The 25128-nt window shown below is 58.3% G+C and carries 26 protein-coding genes and 2 pseudogenes; 16 read left to right on the plus strand and 12 right to left on the minus strand.

Features of this window, described 5'->3' with window-relative positions; translation table 11 throughout:
* Positions 1-617: 617 nt before the first annotated feature.
* From BMY84_RS30615 to BMY84_RS24475, 4 genes are all read left to right on the plus strand, one after another.
* A complete protein-coding gene (locus BMY84_RS30615) occupies positions 618-749 on the plus strand; it encodes a hypothetical protein (protein WP_256215424.1) in 132 nt (43 codons plus the stop codon).
* 272 nt (positions 750-1021) lie between these two features.
* Positions 1022-1225, plus strand: coding sequence for a hypothetical protein (locus BMY84_RS24465; RefSeq protein ID WP_093087367.1), 204 nt, complete (start codon positions 1022-1024; stop codon positions 1223-1225).
* Positions 1226-1300: 75 nt separating this feature from the next.
* Positions 1301-1567, plus strand: coding sequence for a hypothetical protein (locus BMY84_RS24470; protein WP_256215425.1), 267 nt, complete (start codon positions 1301-1303; stop codon positions 1565-1567).
* Between the two features lie 197 nt (positions 1568-1764).
* Positions 1765-2058, plus strand: coding sequence for a DUF3253 domain-containing protein (locus tag BMY84_RS24475; RefSeq protein WP_093087369.1), 294 nt, complete (start codon positions 1765-1767; stop codon positions 2056-2058).
* A 7-nt stretch (positions 2059-2065) separates the two neighbouring features.
* Here the strand turns inward: BMY84_RS24475 and BMY84_RS24480 are convergent, their stop codons facing one another.
* Positions 2066-3214 carry an extracellular catalytic domain type 1 short-chain-length polyhydroxyalkanoate depolymerase gene (locus BMY84_RS24480; protein WP_218147020.1) on the minus strand — a complete coding sequence of 383 codons (1149 nt, stop codon included), beginning with the start codon at positions 3212-3214 and terminating at the stop codon, positions 2066-2068.
* 657 nt (positions 3215-3871) lie between these two features.
* Here BMY84_RS24480 and BMY84_RS24490 point away from each other — a divergent pair.
* Positions 3872-4135: a DksA/TraR family C4-type zinc finger protein gene (locus BMY84_RS24490; RefSeq protein WP_093087375.1), complete on the plus strand. Its 264-nt coding sequence runs from the start codon at positions 3872-3874 to the stop codon at positions 4133-4135.
* Between the two features lie 79 nt (positions 4136-4214).
* Here the strand turns inward: BMY84_RS24490 and xth are convergent.
* The 3 genes and pseudogenes from xth to BMY84_RS24505 form a co-directional block, all read right to left on the minus strand.
* A pseudogene (gene xth / locus BMY84_RS24495) lies at positions 4215-5018 on the minus strand (exodeoxyribonuclease III).
* Positions 5015-7519, minus strand: coding sequence for a DNA ligase D (ligD, locus tag BMY84_RS24500; RefSeq protein ID WP_177204178.1), 2505 nt, complete (start codon positions 7517-7519; stop codon positions 5015-5017). The pseudogene xth and the gene ligD overlap by 4 nt, the downstream one beginning before the upstream one ends.
* Before the next feature lie 97 nt (positions 7520-7616).
* Positions 7617-8549: a GNAT family N-acetyltransferase gene (locus BMY84_RS24505; protein ID WP_093087377.1), complete on the minus strand. Its 933-nt coding sequence runs from the start codon at positions 8547-8549 to the stop codon at positions 7617-7619.
* Between the two features lie 133 nt (positions 8550-8682).
* On the opposite strand from BMY84_RS24505, the gene BMY84_RS24510 reads away from it, so the two are divergent.
* Positions 8683-8931, plus strand: a complete 249-nt coding sequence (locus tag BMY84_RS24510) for a KTSC domain-containing protein (RefSeq protein WP_256215426.1) — start codon at positions 8683-8685, stop codon at positions 8929-8931.
* Between the two features lie 6 nt (positions 8932-8937).
* Here BMY84_RS24510 and BMY84_RS24515 read toward each other — a convergent pair whose 3' ends face one another.
* Both BMY84_RS24515 and BMY84_RS24520 read right to left on the minus strand, forming a co-directional pair.
* Complete coding sequence (locus BMY84_RS24515; protein ID WP_093087378.1) at positions 8938-9195, minus strand: hypothetical protein; 258 nt, start codon at positions 9193-9195, stop codon at positions 8938-8940.
* A 4-nt stretch (positions 9196-9199) separates the two neighbouring features.
* The gene (locus tag BMY84_RS24520) at positions 9200-10093 is read right to left on the minus strand and encodes a non-homologous end joining protein Ku (RefSeq protein WP_093087417.1); all 894 of its coding nucleotides are present in this window, start codon (positions 10091-10093) and stop codon (positions 9200-9202) included.
* Positions 10094-10164: 71 nt separating this feature from the next.
* On the opposite strand from BMY84_RS24520, the gene BMY84_RS24525 reads away from it, so the two are divergent.
* The 5 genes from BMY84_RS24525 (at position 10165) to BMY84_RS24545 (ending at position 13980) form a co-directional block, all read left to right on the plus strand.
* Positions 10165-10947 (plus strand): class I SAM-dependent methyltransferase, encoded by a 783-nt coding sequence (locus BMY84_RS24525; RefSeq protein ID WP_256215427.1) that lies wholly within the window; start codon positions 10165-10167, stop codon positions 10945-10947.
* Positions 10937-11500, plus strand: coding sequence for a PRC-barrel domain-containing protein (locus BMY84_RS24530; protein ID WP_256215428.1), 564 nt, complete (start codon positions 10937-10939; stop codon positions 11498-11500). The genes BMY84_RS24525 and BMY84_RS24530 overlap by 11 nt, the downstream gene beginning before the upstream one ends.
* A gap of 402 nt (positions 11501-11902) precedes the next feature.
* Positions 11903-12193 (plus strand): hypothetical protein, encoded by a 291-nt coding sequence (locus BMY84_RS24535; protein ID WP_093087380.1) that lies wholly within the window; start codon positions 11903-11905, stop codon positions 12191-12193.
* Positions 12194-12239: 46 nt separating this feature from the next.
* Entirely contained in the window at positions 12240-13130 is an 891-nt protein-coding gene (locus BMY84_RS24540; protein ID WP_177204179.1) for a diacylglycerol/lipid kinase family protein, read from the plus strand.
* On the plus strand, positions 13111-13980 hold the full coding sequence (locus tag BMY84_RS24545; protein WP_218147021.1) for an inositol monophosphatase family protein: 870 nt from the start codon (positions 13111-13113) through the stop codon (positions 13978-13980). Before BMY84_RS24540 ends, BMY84_RS24545 begins: the two co-directional genes overlap by 20 nt.
* Before the next feature lie 7 nt (positions 13981-13987).
* Here the strand turns inward: BMY84_RS24545 and BMY84_RS30890 are convergent, their stop codons facing one another.
* The 6 genes and pseudogenes from BMY84_RS30890 to BMY84_RS24565 form a co-directional block, all read right to left on the minus strand.
* Positions 13988-14170, minus strand: a complete 183-nt coding sequence (locus BMY84_RS30890) for a hypothetical protein (RefSeq protein ID WP_371262443.1) — start codon at positions 14168-14170, stop codon at positions 13988-13990.
* Between the two features lie 71 nt (positions 14171-14241).
* Positions 14242-14511: pseudogene (locus BMY84_RS30895) on the minus strand (SDR family NAD(P)-dependent oxidoreductase); the annotation flags it as partial.
* Positions 14512-14604: 93 nt separating this feature from the next.
* Entirely contained in the window at positions 14605-17727 is a 3123-nt protein-coding gene (locus BMY84_RS24560) for a DEAD/DEAH box helicase (protein WP_256215429.1), read from the minus strand.
* A gap of 52 nt (positions 17728-17779) precedes the next feature.
* Entirely contained in the window at positions 17780-17992 is a 213-nt protein-coding gene (locus BMY84_RS29435) for a hypothetical protein (protein WP_143075151.1), read from the minus strand.
* Positions 17993-19273: 1281 nt separating this feature from the next.
* Complete coding sequence (locus tag BMY84_RS29985; protein ID WP_177204181.1) at positions 19274-19420, minus strand: hypothetical protein; 147 nt, start codon at positions 19418-19420, stop codon at positions 19274-19276.
* Between the two features lie 11 nt (positions 19421-19431).
* Positions 19432-19620 carry a hypothetical protein gene (locus BMY84_RS24565; RefSeq protein WP_093087388.1) on the minus strand — a complete coding sequence of 63 codons (189 nt, stop codon included), beginning with the start codon at positions 19618-19620 and terminating at the stop codon, positions 19432-19434.
* Positions 19621-19921: 301 nt separating this feature from the next.
* On the opposite strand from BMY84_RS24565, the gene BMY84_RS24570 reads away from it, so the two are divergent.
* The 5 genes from BMY84_RS24570 to BMY84_RS24590 all read left to right on the plus strand — a co-directional run bounded on the left by BMY84_RS24570 (position 19922) and on the right by BMY84_RS24590 (position 24588).
* Positions 19922-22081 (plus strand): catalase, encoded by a 2160-nt coding sequence (locus BMY84_RS24570; RefSeq protein WP_177204182.1) that lies wholly within the window; start codon positions 19922-19924, stop codon positions 22079-22081.
* A gap of 36 nt (positions 22082-22117) precedes the next feature.
* A complete protein-coding gene (locus BMY84_RS24575) occupies positions 22118-22654 on the plus strand; it encodes a hemerythrin domain-containing protein (RefSeq protein WP_093087390.1) in 537 nt (178 codons plus the stop codon).
* Between the two features lie 21 nt (positions 22655-22675).
* Entirely contained in the window at positions 22676-23233 is a 558-nt protein-coding gene (locus BMY84_RS24580) for a type 1 glutamine amidotransferase domain-containing protein (protein ID WP_093087392.1), read from the plus strand.
* Between the two features lie 48 nt (positions 23234-23281).
* Positions 23282-23479, plus strand: a complete 198-nt coding sequence (locus tag BMY84_RS24585) for a hypothetical protein (RefSeq protein WP_093087394.1) — start codon at positions 23282-23284, stop codon at positions 23477-23479.
* A 566-nt stretch (positions 23480-24045) separates the two neighbouring features.
* Complete coding sequence (locus BMY84_RS24590) at positions 24046-24588, plus strand: AAA family ATPase (protein ID WP_093087396.1); 543 nt, start codon at positions 24046-24048, stop codon at positions 24586-24588.
* The last annotated feature ends 540 nt before the right edge of the window (positions 24589-25128 follow it).

A 25128-nucleotide genomic window follows, 5' to 3' on the forward strand; every position in this document is an offset into this window, starting at 1 on the left:
GGGTTTAAGCCGTCCAACGTCTCCAGAACGGTATCAAAGGGATGGGGTTCCAAACAAAATCAAACTTGGCACGATGTCTTGAATTTTTATCGTTGCGGATAAGGAACTAATTGCCATCCGATTTGTCGTTCCGGCGGTCCCTTTTATGAAATCACGCACCCTGCCTAGCGACGGCGGGGTTATTTCTATCGTTATCATGCGGTGCTGAAAGCGGACATATTGTTTTATCCGACCCTCTTGAGATACGCCTTGTACGATCACTTAAAGGGCGCCGCCACAGCGGCCTCCATGCAGGACGATCAGCTGCCGCCATGTCCTCCACAGGTGGACAGGGCGGTTGAACTGAAAAGCAGGCAGTCGAGGATAAAATAGACAAGAGAGGAAACAACAAAATTGAATCTACCTAAACAGCAATATGACCGGGATCGATCCCACATGCTCGCCTGGTTAATCTGGCTGTCGAAGAAGAGACGGCCGCGCTCATTGCTCAATGCCGTCGTGACGACGTTCTACTGATCGAACAGCATAAACGTAGGGCCATTTTTCTCGGAAAAAGGCCGGTATGTTAGCGAAGGAAATTAGATAGGATTTATGATGTATAACTCCGGAATGTCGCTATGCCAGATGTAGAGGATCTCGATGACGCGACGCTGATCGCGCTGTGGAACGCTGCCGATCCGGACAGCCCGACCGAGTATGAACAGCAAGTGTTTGATGAAATGCAACGCCGCGCCACCGATAAAGGCTGAGGTCCCGAGAGTTGCTGAAGCCGTTAACAAAGAAGGTATCGACTGCAGGGAAATCGGCCGACCTGCAAACGACCTTGTGTGGCATCTCAGCAGTCCATTGCCCATCACAATGTGCTTACCGTGTGCGATACCGGCATGTGCCCCGCATTTTTGGCCGCCGGTCCGCCTCTGGCGGTGCTGTCTGATCCACGATTTGGCTGATATTACGCGGACGAGAAGGTGGAACCTCAAGCGATGTCACGCGCTTTCTGGTCTGAACTGGGGAACAGGATATGATCACGGAAGTCATTGGCGCAGTTATAGGATCCAAATTAGACCAGCGGGACGGTGACAGCGGTGCGAAGGGTGCCCTCATGGGCTACTTCGCGCCTCGGATTGTCAGTGCTGCGCTGAAGATCGGTGTGCTTGCCGTCGTTGGATACGGCGTCGTGAAATCCCTGCAGAGCGTTATGTCCGACACTGACTCAACCGACTGACATCGTTGTGACAATGTTGCTTACTCCAATCGTCAGAATTGCCCGCTGTAGAAGCGCGCAATATGAAAATTTCGAATGATGGCCATGGAACCGGATTATGCACATGGCCGGCGGGATGGTCTGCGTTTGGCACTGTCTATCCTTGCAGCGGAAGAAGCGAAATGGTCAGCCCTGCTGGGCGAGAGCAGATCATGGCGAACCAATGTCACGCGCGAGGCGCGGCATAAGACACTGCAGGTTGCGCAAAGGCGGCTCCGCACCGCACTAAATCGCCTGACGCCCAAATCCGATCAAGGCATGGATCCCGAGGTCGCTTCCGCACTCGAAGCAATCGGTCTCTAAACGACTTATGACGCACCACAAGCTGAAGCTTTCATCAACAATCGGGCTTTTGTTGCGGTATCGTATCTATCTTGCGTAAGAGATAGCAAAGGGATTGGGACCAGATTATTTCGTTCGGCGCGGTGTTGCAAAGAAGGCGGGTCGGGCAGCTGTCATGATGGACATCTTAAATCTTGCATCGATCAAGAGTTAGCCTGATGACCCCTGACATCAGCCTGCGACAGATGGAAGATGCGCGCACCGCCATCTTGGAGCTGATCAATTGCCGCACGGAAACGGCAACAGTTTGTCCAAGCGAGGTTGCCAGAGTGCTTGTCAAAAGGGCGAGCGCTGACACGGAAGGGCAGACCTGGCGTTCGATAATGCCGATCGTCCATACTACGATTGATCAGATGGTGGTCGATGGGCTGATCAAATTGAGTTGGAAGGGAAAGGTCATGGCATCACGCCATGGGCCCTATCGCATCGGCCGAGCGCCACCCAAGCGGTAATATTTCATCACCGAATGAGGCCCGCGGCGCGGAGCGCGTCGTGGATGGCTTTTTCAACTCCTGCTTTCCCCGATACTTCCGGTCGGGAGGGCTCTGTGGGCAAAGCTTCCGATCGGCTTGCGCCTGACACAGGCAAAGTCAGAGTCGCCTTCTGGCCATTGCCGATGGGTGGCGCGAATATGCACTCCCTTCCGGTCTCCAGCAAGCCCCACGATGATGCCATTCGGCGCGTGGATGAGATACCCGCTTCGAGCATGTACGGCATCGCCATGCCGCAAGCATCTTGCCCAATCGTGGCCAGTGGCGCGCCATGGCCCATATTGGCGATGCGATAATCCTCGATGACCGGGCGCCCGGCTGCATCGTTCCAGGCGCGTCGGCAGTGCCCGGCTATCTGCTCCGAAGCGTCCGGCGCCGCATTGAGACCGTGCACAGCGAGCCACTGGGCGAGAATAGCGTCCGCGTTTGTGCAGCTGACTGTTGCGTCGGCGCTGCCATGCCATATTGAGATGCGAGGCCAGGGACCATTATGGTTGGACGCACGCCGGACCCGGTTACCCAGGTCACCTGCGCTAAAGGCTCCTGCCCCGCGCATGGCTTCAAGCGCCTGCGGCATATTGGACGCAGACCCGTACGGCAGGCCGGCGATGATCGCGCCACCTGCGAATAATTCCGGGTAGCTTGCAAGCATAACGGAGGTCATTGCGCCCCCTGCGGAAAGACCGGTCACGAATATCCGAGATGGATCAGCACCATGGTATTCCACCATCGCCATGATCATCTGTTTGATGGACAGCGCCTCGCCTCGATCGCGGCCATTGTCGGCGGAAGAGAACCAGTTGAAACAGAGATTGGGGTTGTTCGCGCGCTGCTGCTCGGGAAACAGCAGCAGGAAACCGTGCTCATCTGCTAATTGTGACCAACCCGCGCCGCGATCATAGCCTTCGGCGGTTTGCGTGCAGCCATGTAATATGACGACGAGTGCCGGCTTTTCACCTATCTGATCGGGGACATAGATTTTAGCGCGCAATGCGCCGGGGTTGGTCCCAAAAGCATCGAAGTTTGTCAATCGGTCTGGACCGCCGGCAATAATGTGGCCCGGATGGCTGGCGCGCATTGCTGCCAGTCGGGCGATTGTAGCGGATAATCTGGCCACGCGAAGTCTCCATCCGGTCAATGCAGCCCCTGCTCAGCCACGACATATTTGTGCTGCACTGCACAATATGGGGTTGTTAGACCAGCTTGCAAGGCGTGGTGCATCGATCTTTTCAAAGTGGAAAACATTTACTGGCATGTGAAGAAGAGGTGTTGCGCGGCGAAAGCCGTGAAACGCTTGAGATATTGGCGAAACGAGAGTTTGATGTGGTCAGCGGTTGATCGTGCCAGGGGCGAGCCAGACGAGAGCGGTCCTTGTCTGGTAGAACAATCCCACGCGCGACCATAACTGCCGTCTGACGAGCCCTAGTGGCGAGGGCCATTGATAAGGCACTTGAGCTGACGACCCCTGATGCCTCGCCGAGAGCCCATCCGCGAACCTTCTGACTGCCGCGATCATCCTGCCCCGGCTCCGTCTTCGTTTTGGCCTGCTCACGGACATCAGATGCCAGCGATGTGCCGATATCATCAGACCCGATGAACTTACCTTCATCGTCACGCCGAACATATCGCTTGTCGGTGCCGATATCGCCAACTCTCGATCTGCCACGGTCGCTCTCCATGATGACGTAAAAAGGAGAACATATGCTCAATGAGCAGTTCACACGCCTGGAACTTGGGACACCAGAACGCCATTTAAGGTCTGGAGGCGAAGGCGATGGCAAATGGTTGGGCACCCGATGGCGCAGTGCAAGATCAAATCGATGATACGATCAAGGACGCTGTTCAGCGCGCACGAACGATGATGCCGACAGGCGACAGTGCGGAATATTGCGACGACTGCGGCGAGGATATTCCCGAGCGCCGTCGGCAGGCGTTGCCCGGCACGCGGACATGTGTTGTGTGCCAGTCGAAACGTGACGCCACTGTCCGTTCCATCGGCATCAATCGCCGAGGCAGCAAGGACAGTCAGCTCAGATAATCCGCTGCGGACATGACCAGCCAAACCGGTCGTTCGAAATGGGTGGGATCACGGTCAACTGCTCGACCGCCCTGGTGCATCATCGCCTGGGGCTACGGCGTCGAACCTTCTTGTCGGAGAGTTCGACCCACACTGGCGCATGGTCGCTCGACTTCTCCCAGCCCCGCACATGAACATCGACCTGGGCGTCGATTAGCCGGTCGCGCAGCAATGGACTGAGCAACAGATGATCGATGCGCAGGCCCGCATTTCGGCCGTAGGCATTGCGGAAATAATCCCAAAAAGTAAAAATCCTGTCGTCTGGATGGATGGTCCGGAGCGCATCCGTCCAGCCCTGATCAAGAAGCCTGAAAAATGCCGTCCGGACTTCGGGCGCGAACAAGGCATCCTCGCGCCAGCGTTCGGGTTTGTAGACATCGCGATCGGTCGGCATGACATTGAAATCGCCGAGCAAAATCACTGGAACGCCCAATCCCAGCAGCCCTGCCGCATGATCGATCAAGCGATCGAACCAACAAAGCTTGTAATCGAACTTTGGTCCGGGACGCGGATTTCCGTTCGGCAAATATAGGCCGCCGACGAGCACGCCGTTGACCGCCGCCTCGATGTAGCGACTTTGGCTGCCGTCGGGGTCATGTGGCAATCCGCGGCGGGTTTCATGAATTTCGCCGACGCGGGAGAGGATGGCAACACCGTTCCAGCTCTTCTGACCATGCCAGATTGCCTGATAGCCAAGGTCGCGAAAAGCGCTTAGCGGGAATTTTTATTGCGGCGCCTTCAGTTCCTCGAGCACTACGATGTCCGGCTCAGCCTCGGCCAACCAGCGAAGCAGGACTGGCAGACGGCCATTGACGCCGTTCACATTGTAGGTCGCGATTTTCACAGGTCCGGCAGGATCTGGTCGGCACGGCCCCATTGCGCGAGCGCTTTGGATCTTGCACGCTTAACCATCTCGGCGGCATCGCCGATATGCCAGTGGGCTGGACTGTCCAGATCGCGCAATTCCTCCCAACTAAGCGGTACCGCGATCGGCGCGAAGGGTCGCGAACGCGCGCTATAAGGCATGACAGCAGTGGCGCCGCGCTGGTTGCGAAGATAGTCGATAAAGATGCGTCCAGTACGCTTGGCCTTGGCCAGGGCTGCAGTGAACCGGTCGGGGTCGGCCTGCGCCAGGGCCATGGCGAAGCGGTGCGCGAAATCCTTGACCACCGGCCACTCGGCAGTCGGGGTGAGTGGCGCGATGACATGAACGCCCTTGCCGCCGGTTACCATCGGGAAGGTTGCTAGACCCATCTGACCCAGCACATCCTGCAGGTGGAGAGCGGCCGAGACCACATCCTTGAACTCCAAGCCCTCGTCCGGGTCGAGATCGAACACCAGTCGGTCGGCCTTCTCTACGTCCTCGATCCGCGCACCCCAACCATGGAATTCGATTGTGCCCATCTGGACGCAGGTCAGAAGGCCAGCGGGCGTGTCGACGAACAGATAGGGTTCATCATGCCCATCCTTCTCGCGAATCGCGACATGCTTGACCTCGTCACCAAAGCTGCCAGCATCATGCTTCTGGAAGAAACATTTCTTGTCGCGCCCTTGCGGGCAGCGCACCAGGCTTATCGGTCGGCTGCCGCTCCAGGGCAGCATGATCTCCGCAACAGCTTCATAATAGTCAGCGAGCTGGCCCTTGGTATGCTTGCCCTCGGGAAAGATGACACGCTCGCGGTTGCTGATCTTGACGGTGGCGCTGGCGGCGGGAGCGGTCAGCTCGCCGACCGGCACCTCGGTTTCGACAACCACCGCTTCTGGCTTTTTGTCCTCGCGAAGCCCCAGATAGCTCGAATGCCGCAGCACGCCTTCGTCGGTAAATTCGATGAAGGCAACCTCGGCAACGAGCTTCGGCTTGATCCAATGTGCGCCGCGCACCGCAGCCCTGGGTGCCTCCACGGTCGGGGTCTTCTGTTGGAGCGGCGCCATCAACGCCATCAAGCGCTCGATCTCCTCGCCACTGAACCCGGTTCCAACCTTTCCTGCGTATCGCAGTACACCCTTCTCGTTCACTCCTAGCAGCAAAGCGCGAAAGCCCCGCTGTTTGTCCGAAGGTGTCCATCCGACGACCACAAACTCCTGGCGGCGGATGCACTTGGTCTTGACCCAGGTCCCCGAGCGCGAGCCAGAATAGCGCGCGTCGGTGCGCTTCGAAATGACGCCCTCCAGTCCCGCGCTGCAAAAATTTTCGAAAAGCTGCTCGCCGCGCCCGATGATATGATCGGAATAACGCAGATGGCCCTGCTTCTGCCCGATCAGCGCGGCTAGTAGCTCCTTGCGCTCCAGCAGGGGCCGTGGCGTCAAATCTTCGCCGTTGAGCTCGAGCAAGTCGAATGCGAAATAATCGATTGTGTTTGGGTCGCCCTTGAGCGCTGCCTGCAAAGCATGGAAACTGGTGCGACCATCGGGCAAGACCACGACCGCTTCACCGTCGATCAAGGCACTTTGTGCGTCAAGCATGGCCGCGTCGCCAATCAGTTCCGCGAACCGGTCCGACCAGTCCAACCCCGAGCGCGTGTAGGCGCGACCTTCGCCACCGCCGATGGCGATCAACATCCGGTATCCGTCATATTTTAGCTCGTGAAGCCAGCGGTCGCCCGGAGGCACATGATCGACCAGAGTCGCCAGCTGCACCGGACGAAATGACGGCAAGACATCACCAGCCTTACTGCGCTTTTTAGTTCTTGCAAATTTGCCGGCTGAAGCAGGGGCCGCAGGCGATGCCTTGGCCTTCGATCTTGCGATCGGTTTGCCGGCCGCAATCTCTTCCATGGTGCGCCCAGTATCGATGCTGGTCAGGTGAAGCCCAACCAGATCGTCCGAGCCGCCAGCAAAGGCGTCGTTCACCTTGCGCAAAATCCAGTTCTCGCCCTTTTCCTTGCCGCGCGGTTTCATACGGAACAGGATCCATTCGCCCTGCATCCGGCGACCATGGAGGATGAAATGGAGATGGCCTTCGGGCAAGGTTTCGCGCGGATCCTTGCCAGCGATGGATTCCCACGTTCCGTTGTCCCACAGCATGACGGTGCCGCCGCCATATTCGCCCTTGGGAATGGTGCCTTCGAACCGGGCATAGTCGAGCGGATGGTCCTCAGTCCGCACGGCCAGCCTTTTGTCATCCGGGTTGGCACTGGGGCCGCGCGTTACGGCCCAGCTAAGAAGAACACCGTCGAGCTCAAGTCTGAAATCATAGTGTAGACGGGACGCGGCATGTTTCTGGACCACAAAGCCATTGCCGGCGGCGTGCTGCGTCGCCCCGGTCGGCTCGGCAGTGCGCGCGAAGTCCCGCTTGGCGCGGTATGTTGCGAGACTATCCTCTGTCCTGATCTGCGCTTTGCCCATGTTGATCTCACATTCCTTTGCTCCTTAATCCGCAGATGCCGTGACTCGTTCCTGCGTGCACCACGCCTCGTCGACGCGAAGAAACTGGACAAAAAAATCATTCGCGGCCGATTGATCGCGCGAACCGGTAGCTTGTCTGCTCGAACTGCAAGGTCCGAAAGAAATTATGGGCATTCCTGACCTCAATGTCGCTTATTGCTTCGAGCTGGGTGCAACCTGCCTTGCGCAACAACGTCACGGCCTCATCTACCAAGGCGGTGGCGATACCTTTTCTTCGGTGCGCTTGCGCAACGAGCAGCAATGTCAGTCTTCCGACCAGCCCGTTCTGAATCGTAGGTATAACAACACAGTGGCAGCAGCCGACCACCTCACCGCATTCAGCGATGACCATGCCGGCATCCGCCTTCATTGCCGCTTTCAAATTCCGGGCGACACCGAGTTCATCCAGCCTTACCCCGGACAGTTGTCGCACCAGCGGAACAAGTGCTTCCGCGTCGCTTGTCTTGGCGGCACGGATGACCAGTTTCGGCACAGGCAGCGGCGCAGGCTTGGAGCGGCGGTCGCTTGAGCGAGATGCTGACCCGACGCTGGCAGCCTCGTCTGCGGCGGGTTTAAGTCGAGCTTCTGGCCGATTTTCGGCTTTGTTTTGCTCTTCTGAATGTCGTCTGCTTAGCGGTTCTGGCTGTTTTACGGACCTGCGATTTGCGCGCGGCCGGATGGGCGGTTCAAGATCTGGGTTATCACTGCCATTGCCCGCGCGTCGGGCTTTGGGTGCTGGTGCAGCAGGGGTACTTTCCGCCGACGCCTTCCAATTTCTGGCGGCACCGGCCCGCAGATAGGCCTCGACATCTTGTGCCGATGCTTCCAGACCCTGCGTCCCAATGCCGAGCAACGGGTTGCCAGCCGCGTCGGTCAGCCCAAACTTGCCATAGTCGCCTACACCGGGTTTGCGCCTGCGTGATTTTACAAGCTTGAGGCCGCGATGGCCGGCCATCTCGCGTAGTTCTTCGTCGGTCGCTGCCTTTGCCATTTCACGACAACCCTTTAGCTGGCCCCCGGTTCATGGCGCATCCATCCCCATGTCAGCACGGGACTTTCATCCGGCCTTGTTTGTGATTCCGCTCGTCTACTGGGAGGGAACGCGCCCTTGGTTCTTTCGCTAAATGCTGATGCGTGCCTGTCGTTTCAACAAGTCCTCGATGATTGAGCGTGTCGCGTTCGATGATGAGGCGCGCACGCTGAGTATCTCGTTCCGCCAGACCGGCAAATACCTCTATTATGATGTGCCTGCCATCATCTTTGAGGAGTTGTGCAAAGCCGCCTCGGTGGGCTCATTTTTCAATGAGCAGATCAGGGGTCGGTTTGCGTGCCGTCGCGACCCGGAGCGTCGGCGTTTTGGTCCGACAGATTAGGAACCTTCAGGCGTTTCCAAGCGCATCGTAGACCGACTTCAAATGCTGTCCTGCGATGGCGCGTGCGCGGGGCGATCGCACGGTTTCCTCATTGGTTTCGTGGAGCATTTTAAGCATATCGAGCACTTCGTGACGTGGCATGCCGGTTTCGAGCAAGTGCGTGCCAATCAGCGCCAGCAGGTTGCTCCAGAGAGTGATGGCGCCCTCAGCGAAAGCGGCATCATCGTCGTCGTTGCTCATCGCCCTGGGGTTTTGATTGGGCATGAGATCACGCCCGCTTGCGCGTGGTCTTGGCTGGGGTCTTCGCTGCCGCTTTCCTATCGGCGCTTTTCGCTGCCTTTTTGGCAGGCGTCTTCTTCGCGTCGGGCTTGGAACCGCCGCTGCCCAGAGATTTTTTGAGTGCAGCCATCAGATCAACGACGTTGCTGCCGCGCGGATCGGATTCGCCATCATCTTCGTCGATGTTAAGGGTCTTTCCCTTCTTCTTTCGCTGGATCAGGTCCTTGAGCGCATCGACATAGCGGTCATGGAAGTCGCTGGCATCGAACCTGCCGGTCTTCTTTTCGATCAGGGTCGTGGCGAGATCGAGCAGTTCGTCATCGGGATCACCATCACCGATTTCACGGAAATAGCTCGCCGCCTTGTTGACTTCGTCAGCGTAACGCAGGGTTTCCATGACCATTCCGCGTCCGCAGGCTTTGATGCTGACTACATATTCCCGGCCGCGCATCGCAAGCTGCCCAAGTCCTGTCTTCCGGCTGCGACGAAGCGCCTCGCGCAGCACGATGAAGGCCTCCTCGGCCAGGTCGTCGGCTGGCACGATATAATAGGGCTTTTCGAAATAGATCGGGTCGATATCGTGGCTATCAACGAATTGCGTCAGTTCGAGCGTTTTCTTACTCTCCAGCTTGACGCCTTCGATCTCCTTCTCATCGAGCAGGACATATTCGCCCTTGGCATATTCAAAGCCTTTGACGATCTCATCGAGATCGACCGGGCCGATGCCGGGCACGACCTTCTCATATTTGATGCGCTTGCCGGACGGCTCATGAATTTGATTGAACGCGATGGTCGCGCCGCTCTTGGTCGCCGAATAGATTTCGACAGGGATCGAAACCAGAGCCAGGCGAATCTGGCCTTTCCAATAAGGTCGTGCAGCCATGATCATCTCCAACCCATTTTCCCGATAACTTTTTCCGGCAAGCCCCGTTCCAAAGTTCGGGGCATGCGCTTTTGAAGCTCGGCAAGAATGAAGCTCTTATGCGATGGCGATTAACCTGCATCAGCACGATTTTCGTGCCTGCCGTGAAACCTAGCGATCCGGCGCGCCATTATGACGACGACCGGATTGGTAAGGAAGATCTTATGATCGAAGCAGGACGTCACTGCGCAAGCAGGAACCGCGTATGCGCTGCCCATCGTGGTGGGCTGCGAGATTTCTGGATCGTGGCGCGGACATTCCTCCGCCATCCCAGCATGGTCGGGTCATCCTTCCCTGCCTCCCGGCGAATGGTTTCGCATATGTTCCAAAGCGTTGATTGGAACGCGATTGATCTCATGGTTGAATATGGTCCGGGAGCCGGGGCTTTCACCGCGACTGCCCTCGCCCGGCTTCGCTCCGATGCGAGACTGCTCGCTATCGATACCAGTCCTGACTTCACCCAGCACCTTGAACGCGCCCTTGGCGGCGATCCCCGCCTTATCGTCGCGACCGGTTCGGCTAGCGATGTCGAAGCCATTCTCGCGGAGCAGGGACTGAATCGCGTTGACTGCATCCTCTCGGGTCTGCCCTTCTCGACTCTGTCCGAGGCAGAGGCGCGTCTTATTATCGATGCCGGCGCGCGCCTTCTGCGCCCGTCTGGTAGTTTCCTTGCCTATCAGATGCGAACTGCAGTTCGCCCCTATCTCGAAGCGCGGTTTGACAAGGTCAGCCATGATTATGAGTGGTGGAACCTGCCGCCTTGCCATCTTTATCGCGCATGCTTGGGCGAGAGTGGCGTGCGGCATGGGCGGTGAAGATCTGACGAATATGGCGGGTTGGATCGCGCCAACAGCGACGATGTTGGCCGCCGTGATGACGGCTTCGAACCTCGGAGCACGAGTGACCGGTTGGGGCTTCGCCGTCTTCACTGTCGGTTCGATCTGTTGGTCGATTGTTGGCGCAGCGTCTGGCCAAGCCAACTTGCTTTGGACCAACGGCTTCCTGACTTTGGTCAACGGCGTGGGCATCTGGCGCTGGCTTGGGCGGCAGGCCCGTTACGAAGAAGGGGGACGGCTGGCGGTCGAGGCGAGTAAGGCCTCGCCCGCACCTACCCTGCTGACAGCAAGCAGCCTGATCGAAATGGACGTGCTCGATCAATCGGACAACAAGATTGGTAGCCTTGTTGATGCCATGCTTGATTGTAAGAGCCAAAAATTGCAAACGATCATTTTGCGCCGTGGCGGGATAGCCGGCGTTGGGGAACGATTGATTGCCATATCTGCAGACGCGATTTGCTGCGGCGCAGAGCATATTCAGTTGTCCATGCAAGCAGAAGAGGTTGATGGGATGCCCGATTGGCGCCCATAGGATCGGACCGGCAGAGCGCCAATGGCACTATTTGCCTCCCACTCCGATGTCGCTTTGAGCGGGCCGTACCGTATCTGGTTCCTGCAATAAATGGCGAAACAGAATGCAACCGATCGCCGCACCAGCACGTCATACCAAGGCCGGGCGTCGCTTCCAGTCACCGCGTTGGCGAAGGAACGAAGACATGGCTAGAACGAAAATTTTTCTACCTCGAAAAGGTCAATCGCACATGTCGCCCCGTCATAGAGCTGCCCACGAAGTACGACCCAATGGCGTTGATGCCGATCCTGGCATAGGCGGTGGCCAGTCGCACGAGGATGTAGAGGATTGCTACTCCGTCAGCGCGACAAAACCAGAAGATTACCCTTATCCCTATCGTGCCAATTCCATGAAAGGATCACCATGAGCACCACTTTGACAGGCACATTTGATAGCCGGGACCAGGCGGACATGGCCGTGGAACGACTGGTCCAGGAAATCGGCATTGAACGAACCGACATTTTCGTGACTGCATCCGGACCGGACAACAGCGTAGGCAATCGGATTGGAGGCGCAGACAGCGAAACGGTGGATGAGGACGGAAGAGATGATGTCCCTCTTGCTGGAGGCATTACGGTTTCGATCGATTTGCAGGATGACGCAAAAGTCGAAGTCGTTACGGCTGCGTTGGAAGAATTTGGTGTGCAACCATGATTGATATGTCGGTAATGCGACCTAGGTTGAGTGGCAGATACTCCGGGTGAAAGCGCTGCTGGTCCATAGCCCCAATGCGGGCACAAAGCCCGAGCCGATCCGGTCGCTCATCAGTCAACTGGAAGAGACTGGTTTTGCCATCCGCTATTGTAAACATGGCCGGGACGATATCCGATCCAGAATGAACGACATGGACATGGCGATTGCCGCTGGCGGCGATGGAACCGTAGCTTCGGTGGCCACCCAGATACCCGACCGGTCTGTACCCATTGCTATTCTGCCGATGGGCGGATCCAATAATGTCGCAAGGGCACTTGGCATTCGTCAGTCTCTCGAAGCAGTCATTGGTGGTCTCGACAATGCGCGCGAAAAGAGGCTGACCGTAGGCAGCATTACCGGGCCGTTCGGGCGCAGAGGCTTTCTGGAAGCGGTAGGTCTTGGCGCGCTCAATCAATCTATCGAACTCGTCGATGAATCGCCCGACACCCCGGAAGAAAAGCGCGAAAACGGCCGCTCAGCTTTTCGGGAGACGCTGCGCACAGCTAAACCGATCGCATGCACCGTCGAGATCGATGGACGCCGCTTCGACGGACCATGGCTGCTTGTGGAAATTCTCAACATCGGCGCGATCGGCCCCCGGCTTCCGTTCGCCCCACGGGCCGACACGCAAGATAAGCAACTCGACATCCTGCTTGTTAGCGAGGCCGATCGAGACGCCATGGTGGGATGGGCCGAACATTTCTCCGGCCCGCCGCCGGCCCGATTGGAAACGGGGTGCGTCGTCAGGCTTCAGGCCAGCGGTCTTTGTCCCCGGATCGATGACCGCCCTATCGATATGCCTGACGACGCATGGACGGTCGAAGTAGCGCTGGACGACGAGCCGGTGACGATATTGGTGCCGGTCAGCATGACGGGACATGACGATGACGCCTGCTGAGCTTTTGCCAACGCCCGACTTACTTGCACGCATGGAAGCTGTGGCGGTGGAACTGGCCACGATTGGAGGTCGGGAAATCATGGCTACGTTGGGCAGCCTTATGGCCGTTCAATATAAGGGCGATGATGACGCCATTGCTTTGATGCGCGATCCGGTAAGCGAAGTCGATGGCCGGGTCGAAGCAATGATCCGCAACCAACTGGCACAACATTTCCCCGACCATGGCATCATCGGCGAGGAAATGGCCATCCATCCTGGACTGGACAATGATTTCGTTTGGGCTGTCGATCCGATCGATGGGACGAGCAACTTTATCAATGGCTTTCCACTATTCGCGTCATCCGTTGGCGTCCTGTATCGCGGCGTTCCCGTCGTCGGCGCATTATGGTGCAGCACAACGCATTTGTTGACGCCTGGCGTCTATCACTGCGGCGGCTCTGGCGGACTGCGGTTCGATGGCGCACAGATGTCACGCATGCCCAACCCGGCTGTTCGTAAACGGCTTGCGGGTGATCCGCACGGCCAGTCTGATGCGGGTCCGTGGGATGGGCGCAAGACAGGATCGGCCGCGATCGAATGTGCTTTCGTGGCGGCAGGTCTTCTGCAAGTCGCCAGGTTTGCGGCGCCAAACATCTGGGATGTCGCGGGGGGGACAGCTCTTGCGCGCGCATCGGGCGCTTGCGTTTTTCAGGAGGAGGATGGAAATTGGGTGCCATTCAACAGCTTTGGCGGCCAACTAGCGCAGATGGCGCGGTGGCGGCGTCCCTTGATCCTTGGGAAGCCTGAGGATGCTGTCCGCATGACCGATATTCAGCGCGCGGATGCGCAGGATCAAAGCCAACAGATATAGAAAACCGTCAATGCGGGTAGATCATCTTTCGAGGCATGCCGCCATCGAGGGCGATTGGCTGCCCAGTGACGAACCCCGCACTTTCGAACACCAGAAATGAAACGGTCGCCGCGATGCCTGATGGTTCGTCGACGCTGTCGACTGGATGCCGGTCCAGGTTGATCGTGCGACGCTCCACCGCTCCGCGCACGCCTGCTTTGGCGCAGGGGCGAGTTTCAATCCACCGGGGCAGGATAGCATTGACGCCGATATCGAGGCCGGATTGGCAATGCCCGCATTGGAGATGAGCCAATCAATACCCTCCATCTCTTTCATGGTCTTGGTCCAGTCCGTAATCTTATCGAACGCCTTTTCGACGTCGCGCTCGCCGACAACGTCTGCTCGGATCGAAACAAGCGCGTCGGTCGGCATCTCGTCGGAAAGACCGCGAGCCGCTTCAGCGTCCTGATCCAGCACCGCTACTTTCCAGCCCTGCGCCAATAATGTCTGGGTGGTACCTTTGCCGATGCCATGAGCACGGCCTGTGACCACCGCTGCCTTCTTATGAAATCCGCACCCTTGATGATCCGAAACTCCCGTGTCGCAGGTGATGTCGATCGACGCGAACGCCAGGCGTAAGTTTCGCTAAGCGCCAATGCTTTCGAGCAGGCTGGTCACTCTTGCAAGCCGATCAGCGTCGTCGGTCTGCTCCTTCAACAGCCACCGGCCATCTTTCTTGGCAAGCCCTACACATTTGCTCATGTCTTGCGCTGCTTCGCGCGGGGTAATCGCTATCGCCGCCGGGCCAGCATCGATCCGTGCGATGCCGGTTGCGCGCGCAAGGATAGCAATTCTGCTGGCATCGATCAGACGTTCGGCAGCAGGGGGCAGCGGACCGAACCTATCCGCCAGTTCACCCTCCAAAGCATCCAGCCCGGTTTCGTCGCCAAGCCGCGAGAGCCTGACATAAAGGCCCAGGCGGATGTCGGCATCGGGTATCCATTCCGATGGCAAGCAGCCTGCGCTGCCCAGGTTGAGTTCGGGCGTCCACAGTCCGGCATCTTCGCCGCGCGCCTCCTTCAATGCCGCTTGGAACAAATGTTGATAGAGATCGACCCCGATCAGCTTCATATGGCCCGCCTGCGTGTCGGCAAGGGGATCGCCAGCGCCCCGTTGATCGAGGTCGGCTGTGCTGATCGCAAAGCCCGCACCCAGCCGGTCATAGGTCGCCAGCGTGCGTAGACGCTTCATCGTGCGTTCCGCAATCTCGCCCGCTTCAGTCATTAGAATGACCTGGCCCCGGCGATTACCCCGGCCCACCCGTCCGCGCAGTTGATGAAGCTGGGCGAGACCGAAGCGGTCGGCGCGCCAGATGACCATCGTATTGGCGCGCGGCACGTCCAGTCCTGCCTCGATGATGTTGGTCGCGAGCAGAACATCGCCTTCGCCGCGGCCAAAACGAACCATGGCGTCGTCGATGGCGGCTGCCGCCATCTTGCCGTGCGCCTGGATCAACGCGAGGTCTGGCACGATCCGATCCAGCCGTTCGACCAGCGGCGCGAGATCCTCGATGCGCGGCACTACGACAAAGCTTTGTCCGCCACGCGATCGCTCGCGCAACAGCGCCGTCCTGATCATCGCATCGTCTGGGTTGGCAAGGCTCGTCCGGATCGGCTGGCGACGGGCTGGCGGCGTCGCGATCACGGACATCTGTTGCAGGCCGATCATGGCGCGATGCAAGGTTCTGGGGATGGGCGTCGCGCTCATCACCAGAAGATGAAGGTCGGTGCGTCTCCGCAGCCTTTTCTTGTCTGCCGCGCCAAAGCGCTGCTCTTCGTCAATGATGACAAGCCCCAGTCGAGCATAGCGAATATCCTTCGCCATGACTGCGGCCGTGCCGATAACAATATCGATCGAGCCGTCCGCCAGCCCTGCCTTCGCTGCCCTTTTCTCCGCCGCGCTCGAAAGGCGCGAAAGACCAGCGACGACCATGCCGGTAGTGGCAAAGCGGCGCTGAAATGTCTCGATATGTTGACGAACGAGAACCGTCGTCGGTGCGGCCAGGATAACCTGATATCCTGCAAGCGAGGCGAGCGCTGCGGCCCGTAGGGCTACCTCGGTCTTGCCATAGCCCACATCGCCGATCACCAGACGATCCATCGGCCGTCCGCTGCCAAGATCGTCTCGCACCGCCTGAATTGCCCGGGCTTGATCCGCCGTTTCGTTGAATGGAAAGCTGGCCACAAATCGTTCGTACGCGGCACTATCAGGTTCGATGATCGGGGCTTTGACCTGAGCCCTCTCTTGCGCCAGTCGAAGGAGGTCGCGGGCGCCTTGGGCCACCGCCTCGTCGATCGCAACGCGACGCTTTTGCCAACTCGACCCGTCCAGCTTGTCGAGCCGCACCGCATCACCATCGGCGCCGTAACGCCATATCAGACCCGCCTCCTGTGACGTAACAAGGCGCCGGGCACCATCGGCATATTCTAGCGCAATCAGTTCTGCGTCGCCTTCTCCTGGATCCGGCTCAAGACCCATGACACGCGCGACACCATGGTCCTGATGTACAACCAGATCGCCCGCCCGAATGTCGCCGACCGCCTGGGCAAGCCCGACGGCCACGCTGTCCTGCGCTGCGCCTATGATCGCCCGGCTACCTAGTAGATCGGCGGCAGCAATCATTATCAGCTCACTGCCATCAGCGCCCCGGTCTACCGGCGCAACCAGCACAGCTATCGCTCCCGGCGCAAGTTCATGGACCGCCGCGATCGAGCCGACGGCCTCGACCGCGGCTTTGAATGTCTTGGCGATCTTGGGTCGGAGGAAGCGGACATCCCGCTCGCTGCCGACAAGCAGCAGGCGCTTACCCTCCTGTAATTGCGGTGCCGCAAAGCGCTTCAATGCTGACAGGGGTGAGCGTTCCTCTACAAAGCGAGGAATGGGCGCCACGTCGAAATCTGCCGGATCGCCTGCACACCAAGCGGCAAGATCCTTTGCCCATAGTGACTGGGCTGCGGCATCGATCGCTGAACCGCTATTGCTGGCGGCTTCGGTGGCCAGGCGGAGGAAACGCGCGCGACGCTGCTCGGCCTTTACCGAAACGTAAAGTCGTCCTGGCCGCAGGTGGGCCAATATGGTGACCTTCTTCGATTCCGGTTCAGCCGCGCGGCCGATCTCCAGACGCTCGCATGGCTCCTGCGTAAGCTGCGTGATCGGATCATAAAGTCTTATGCCGACGATGCGCCCAGCAGCGATATCGATACGGGCCGGCAGCCCGGCATCAGAAGGAAAGATGTCGATGACTTCGCCGCGCACCGCCACCTCACCCGGTTCATCGACACGATCGTCAACGACATAACCCAGCCTTTCCATTTCAGCGGCAAAGTTGATCGGATCGATCCGTTCGCCAAGCTGCAGACTGGGGGGCGCAGCGTCGAAGTCGGCGGGGTCTGCATAAAGCCGCGCGGCCGCTTCGCCGCTCATTATAGTAGCAAGAGGGCGGCGCTTGGACTTCTCGGCAAGCTGCCTAAGATGCCGCAAGGCGGCGACACGTTTCCCGATATTCGAAGGAGTCGCAGGCGCACCGTCACCCGGCAAAGTGTCGCTCGACGGAAGAAAGACGACATGATCGTCAGGCGCAAAGGACATGAGAGCATCTGCCACCGCTTCGGCTTCCTGCTCGTCATCAGCCAGATAAAGCAAATCGCCGTTCTGCAGCGCGTCGAGCAGCATGAGTGCGGTCGCGCCAATCCCCAGAGCTACGCTCATTGCCCCGCCGCCGCCCGAAAATCGACCGGAGCAGTCTTAATAATAAGCCGGATCAAAATCCTTCTTCGCCCTGATGATCGCCATGCCCGGTTGCCCGCAAGGCCACTCGATCGCGATCTGCACGCTCACGCGCAGCTTCGATCATGGCCCGTTCCTTATCAGATGCAGGAGCGCTGGATTTTGGCGCGGCTTGCTCATAGAGCTCGCCCGTCCCGACCCTCCGCTGATCTGCCTCCGGGTTCTGACCCTTTCTTTTCTCTTCCATCCTAGCACGCCTCTCCTACAGGTGGGCTGCTAACTGCGCGACGATGTCGCAGGTTCCACCAGCGGCAAAAAGTCCAGGTCTAACCAAAGACGGAAGACGCGCGCTTAGCGACCGCTTTCAGGATCAGCTTGGCTTACTGCTGATCGGCTGCCACGCATTCGGTTTAGTTCATCCGCTCGGTCTATTATCTCATGAACCTTATTACGATCGCGTAGATACCGAAGGGCTTGGCGATCATGTGCATGTTATGCTCCAGCCATCCGCAACCGATTAGGGCATTTGTTCGAATAGCCGGGGCTGAACGAAATCCTGAGTTTGGGACGGCCCCACTTGGCCGCCATTCGGCGACCTGACGGCCATTCATTCTTCCAGACAAATCCATACCCTGATGGAAAGGCCTATGCGAACATTATGCATCCTGTTGTCGCATGGGTAGCATAACACGTCGGCTCGACTTTTCTTCGCGGTTGGCCGAAATGCACGCGTCTTTCGAGGCGCTGGAACGAGGTGATCCGTCCCGGGTCCGCGACGCCCTGCGGACAAATAGACTTTATCATAAATTATGGTGCCTGATTTCGCCAAGCGCTGTCAGGAGGGGTGAGCGGGTAGTTGTGAGAGCCATCACATCCTGACGCCCCTCAAAGCATAGCCGATGCCGACCCGCAGATTGCGGGTCTGCAGACGGACGTGCCAAACCCGGCAAAAAGATAGCGCAGAAAAATCGTCGATGCACTTGCGCCATGAATTTGGGGTTCAGCGCAACGTAGAGCTGCCGATTACAAGGACGTCGTGTCGGGAGGCAAGCTGGGCTCCTGTGCCTCGCCAGAGGCGTCTCCTTTCACGGCACTGTTTGATCTCGACGGATCAGTTCGGGCCGAAGTTGCGCCACCGCCCCCGGCGCTGTCCTCATCATAGTCTTCATTTCCGTCGTAGCTACCACCTGCGCCGGCGCCACTGCCAACGACGGGTCCGGAGCCGGGCTCGGCGCGCTTTCCCCGATCATGGACAGAAGGCCTATTGAGCGGTGTGACACCGAGGCTCCCGTTGATGGCCTTCTGATCGCCGTCATAGGCTGGCGGTGCGAACGCTTTGGGTTCATCCTTGCTCATTTTGATCAGCACTCCATTGCTTCGTGGAGAATTTTGTGTCCAGCGTCCAGCTGAGCGATGCTCGAGAACCGGATGTGCGCATCGTCAGAGCGAAACGCCATCTGGTTAAAGCCTCAGACTCATTATCGTAGCGATCTTGAGGGGATAGATAGCGTGCCAACTGCGGACACGATCAAACGCATAGGTCACGCGATGCCATCTCCAAAAAGATGGCGATCTCAAATTGCGTCAGGGAAGAGTAGTCCTCAACTGCATCCCAAGCCGCCACAAGTTCAACATCACTAAGTGACGCGAGAGCGTCATATTGAAGCTTGGGCACGGCCAACCTCCTTACTGATATCCACCCTCTGCTTCTCGCTTCTCGGCAGCGTCTTTCTGAGCATCCTCAAGCGCGTCGATGTCATCCTCATCGTCAACATCTACGTCTCTATCGGTACCGTCGGCCTCTTCCGCGATTTGCTCTATCTCGTCATCTCGGACATCGCGATTCTCTTCGCCTTCGCGCGTTTCATCCACCATGTCTCTCTCCTGTGCTTGAGATAGGGCAACGGCCCGGCCAGTGCCTTGTTCCGGCATTTCATTGCCGACTAATCTGGATCAGGAGCTATTTCGTTGGGGGGCTCGCTCGTACAAAAAAAGGCGCCCGGTCCATTAGACGGGTCGCCCTTGCGAGGCCTGCTACCAGGAAACTGACTGATACAAATTAATCGCTGCTGTTTTGCGCGGAACATCGCCGGCCCTGCGCGCTTCCTTGCCCAGCGGACGCCTGAGCGCTTCCGCCTGATAGCCCACATGGTAATCCAGATAAGGAGGGTGTTGCATGAAGCGCAAGATTGGACAGGATACGGGCGCAGCGGCGCAAGCGGGCACATTCGAAACGCAAGTTGGCAATGGGGGCGAACTGCATCAGCTGCCCGGCGGCGATGGCACGGTCCTGACGTCCCAGCAGGGTGTGCCGATAGCCGACGACCAGAACAGCCTAAGGGCCGGGGAGCGGGGTCCGACACTGCTGGATGACTTTCACCTTCGCGAAAAGCTCTTCCATTTCGACCATGAGCGCATTCCAGAACGCGTTGTCCATGCGCGGGGCTTCGGCGTGCATGGCACCTTCACGCTAGCTGAAAGCCTGGAAGAATTCACCACAGCCAAAATCCTGACCGAGGTGGGCGAGACGACGCCCATGTTCGTGCGCTTCTCGACAGTCGCAGGGAATAAGGGCTCATTCGACTTGGCGCGAGACGTGCGCGGCTTTGCCGCCAAATTCTATACCAAGGAGGGCAATTGGGATATTGTCGGCAACAATATTCCGGTCTTCTTTATCCAGGATGCCATCAAATTCCCCGACCTAGTGCACGCCGCAAAGCAGGAGCCGGATCGCGGCTTTCCGCAGGCGCAGACTGCACATGACAATTTCTGGGATTTCATTAGCCTGACGCCTGAATCCATGCACATGATCATGTGGACCATGTCGGACCGGGCGATCCCGCGCTCTTTCCGCTTTATGGAAGGCTTCGGGGTTCACAGCTTCCGTCTGATAAATGCCGATGGAAAGGGCGTCTTCGTCAAATTCCACTTCAAGCCCCGGCAGGGCTTGCAATCGGTCCTTTGGAACGAAGCGGTCAAGATCAACGGAGCGGATCCCGACTTCCACCGTCGTGACCTGTGGGACGCAATTGATCTGGGCAGTCCGCCGGAATGGGACTTTGGCGTCCAGATTTTCGACGATGACTTCGCCGAGCGGTTCGAGTTCGATGTACTCGATCCCACCAAGATCATCCCTGAGGAGCAGGTGCCGGTCCGGATCATTGGCAGCTTCGTACTTGACAACCATGTCGACAATTTCTTCGCCGAAACCGAACAGGTCGCTTTCTGTACACAAAATGTCGTGCCCGGCATTGGATTCTCTAACGATCCGCTGCTTCAGGGCCGCAACTTCTCCTACCTCGATACGCAGTTAAAACGCCTTGGTGGCCCGAACTTTACCCATATCCCGATCAACGCGCCCAAAGGGTGCCCAATCCATAATTTCCAGCAGGATGGGCATATGGCTATGCGCAACCCCAAAGGCCGCGTCAATTATGAGCCCAATAGCTGGGCCGCGAACGAGCATAATCCGCGCGCCGACCCGAAGAGCGGCTATCGTCATTTTGGCGAAGAGGTAAATGGGCCAAAGGCGCAGGTCCGATCCGCCAGTTTCGCCGACCATTATAGCCAGGCGCGCCAATTCTTTATCAGCCAAGCGCCGATCGAGCAGAAACATATCGGTGACGCATTGGTGTTCGAATTGTCGAAATGCGAGCGCGTGGACATTCGCGAGCGGATTGTCGGCCATCTGCGCCACATCGACGAAACGCTGGCGACCGTAGTCGCGGGTGGCCTTGGGCTGCCGAAACTGCCCGAGCCGGCGCAGGCAGCGGTGCCGACTCGCACCGACCTTCCACCTTCGCCCGCGCTTAGCATTGTGGCGCGGGGGCCCGAGAGCTTCGCCGGCCGAAAGCTCGGCATAGTGGTCAGCGACGAGGCCCCGGCCAAATTGCTGAAGGCTCTCGTGGCGAGTGTCGAGGCGGCGGGGGCCGTTTACGAAATGATCGCGCCAAAAATTGCCGGCGCCACGCTGGATGACGGAAGTCTGGTGGAGGCGAAACAAAAGGTCGATGGCGGACCATCCGTTCTCTATGACGCGGTCGTCCTGATGCTGGCCCCCGATGGCGCGGCGCAATTGGCGCAGGACAAAACCGCAAAAGACTTCGTCAGCGATGCTTACGCCCATGCAAAGTTCATCGGCTACACCGAAGATGCACTACCGCTAATCGACGCGGCAGGTATCGGCGAGGCGGACATGGACGAGGGGCTGATCGCCCTGACCGATGCGGACAGCGTGAAGCGGTTCCTTCAGAACTGTGCCGCGCTGCGGCTTTGGGATCGAGAGTATAAGGTCGACCTGGACGCGGCTGGCTTCCTTGCCGCGCAGCCGAACTAAGCGGAGACATGTCAGTCTATTACAAGGAGACCCTTAATGTCGGTAATGGACAAGCTTATCGCGGCGGTGACGCCGCCTGAAAGTTCAGAAGCGCGGGCCAAGGCACGGGAGGAGGCGCGGCAGACCGCCGTTAGCGGCGACTGGCTCGACCAAATCCTCACTCATCATGAACAGATCGACGCTGCCTTCGACAAGGCGGAGGCCGCGACCGGTGCAACCGATCGCACCCCTGCTCTGAAGGAGCTGGGCGCGCTGCTGACCGGCCATTCGATGGCGGAGGAAGCGGTGATCTATCCGCAACTTTCGCATGAGCACAAAGGCCCAATGGGCATGAGCTATCAGGAGCAGCAGGCCGCCAAAGTGCAGGTCGCACTCCTGGAGGCGCTCGATCCCCTCTCGCGGGACTGGGTCGACAAGCTCGGCCACCTGCGCGGCGCAGTCGCGCACCATGTCTATGAGGAGGAAGGCAGCCGCTTCCTCAAGTTGCATGAGGAACTGCCGGCTCATGTGCAGGCTCACATGACGCAACGCTATCGCGAGGAAACGACGCGTTACGGCGCCAGCCTCGCATAGACCCATAAATAGGAGACTATCATGACCCTGGAAGGCAAATCCATCGCTATCCTGATCGCGCCCAAGGGCACTGAGGAACCGGAATTCGTCCAGCCGCGTGACGCGATCATCGCGGCGGGTGGACGCATCACTGTCGTCAGCCTCGAAAGCGGCGCGGCGCAAACCAACAATCATGATCTCGAACCCGGTAATGCCTATGCCGTGGACAAGGTGGTGCAGGATGTGACGGCCAGTGATTTTGACGGCATCATCATTCCCGGGGGCACGGTCGGCGCTGACAAATTGCGGGCCAGCCGCGAAACGGTGGCGCTGGTGCGCGACTTCGTGGCGCAGAAAAAGCCTGTAGGCGCGATCTGTCATGGGCCGTGGCTGCTGGTCGAGGCAGCTGTGCTGGAAGATCGCACGATCACCTCCTATCCGACTCTGCGTACCGACATCGAAAATGCTGGCGGAAACTGGGTCGATCGGGAAGTTGAGGTTGATGAGGGCATAATCACCAGCCGCAAGCCCGATGACCTGCCCGCCTTCTGTGCGAAGCTGGTCGAGGCGTTTGCGCTGGCGAACGAACGTGCGAGATAAGGCCAACCAGCCGGATGATGGTAAAAGCGCATCAACTGGAGAAGAACAATGAGCGACAAAGTAGACCCCCGCGAGGATTCCGAAACCCCTCGCGGGCCAGGCGGTGATACGCTGCCCGGTCGTGAGAAGGCAGACCCGCGAACTGGCGGCGCACAGCCGCAGGAGAGGGTCGAGGATCGACCTAATGTGGGTACCGTGACGCCTGAAGACTATCCCGAAAAAGACCGGGACGCCGCGAGACCCTAAGGAGATATTATGCATCCCGCTTCGTATCGCTTGCTCATCAAAAGTTGAGGCAAGACGATCGCAGCCGATGAGGCAGCAACCCTATTCTGGGTTTCTTAGTCGACGCCCGTCACCCATCCGGGCGCGGCTTCTTCGCCCTGTCGAAGTGGCAGTGTCTCCCAGCTCTGCTCACACGCCGAATGTCCGCTTTGCGATCTGCGATCATCGAAGTTGAATGGCTGGATTAAGCGCGGTGCTGGCGGGCCGTCCGCGTAGATCTGGCCGCAGGAGACTGCCAGCTTTGCAGCATAGGGTTAAGGTAGCTGCCATTATGCAAAAATGTTGCAGACTCTATGAATACGGTCTCTCTACCAGCCTCCTGTTGCATCTTCCAGTCGGGAATCCGCAACATGCTGGACATACTGGACTGCCGACAGGAAGAGTGGCATCCCGAAGCCATGCCGTTTGTGATTCACATCGCCACTGCAATCAGCGGACGCATTAACGACCCGGCTTGACGCGTCAGGCCGGGCCCATCCGCTTTGTGAATGACATGATGCTGCGTGCATCTGCAAAGGTGATTGAAAATGTCTTTGGAAAAACCAACGCTGCACCTTGTGTGCGGCAAAATCGCTGCTGGAAAATCCTCGCTTACTAGCGCCTTGGGAAAGCAACCCCATACGGTCGTGGTCGTAGAAGATTATTGGCTGGCTCACTTATTCCCTGGCGAGCAAAATTCTCTCGCCGATTATGTTCGCAACGCCACACGTTTACGAGATGCAATGAGCGGACATCTCATTGATCTGCTACGGTCAGGACTTTCCGTGGTATTGGATTTTCCTGCAAACACACCTGTAATCCGGGCATGGATGCGCTCCTTGTTTGAAGAGGTAAGGTGTGGGCACCAGCTCCATTACCTCGACGTACCAGATGAAGTCTGCAAATCCCGGTTAAGTCGGCGAAACAGCGACGGTACGCACGAATTTACCGTGAGTGATGATGATTTTGCATTATTCACCAAGCATTTCGTCCCGCCAGCGCCCGAGGAAGGGTTCGACGTCGTTCTGCATCGAGCCTATCCGCCCATCACCCTCTCCCAGCTACGCCAAGCGCGCGCTGGGAGAGGGTGATGGGCGGATAGGTGCGCTTGGAGATAGGAGGGGTACGTTTAGCTCCCGATCCTATGAAGCCCTGGCAGCCTCATTCTTGATGATCATCTACTCACCTCCAGCATATTTGATGATAGCCAAAAGTCGATTGGCCTACATCAAATAGCTTTGATGACGAAATCCGATCATCAAACCCGAAGCCGACCGATCAGGGACGCGCCGCTATGGCTTCGGCGGGCACACTTCCCGGACCCTGAGCCGCAATTTTCTGTCCCCCGATGCGGCCGGTCCGCTTTACCTACCGGGAGGCTTGAGACTGGCCGTTAGCTGGCAGTCTATTTTTATTGAGCAGTATTGCTTCCTGCCGCTCAAAAAGGGCGATGGGGGTGGCTCTCGCCATCAGCCATTTCATTTACGCGCTTGGGCGGGATTCCACAGGCGGAACGCGCCCGACGCTGAAAGCCTAATACCAACCTGCATTGATCACGACCCACATGCCCATTTGCGGCGTCCGATTGTCATGATGCGCCACGGCTGATCGACGAGCCTGTTCCAAGCTTC

The organism is Sphingobium sp. AP50, assembly GCF_900109095.1.
In the GTDB taxonomy this organism is placed as follows: Bacteria; Pseudomonadota; Alphaproteobacteria; order Sphingomonadales; family Sphingomonadaceae; genus Sphingobium.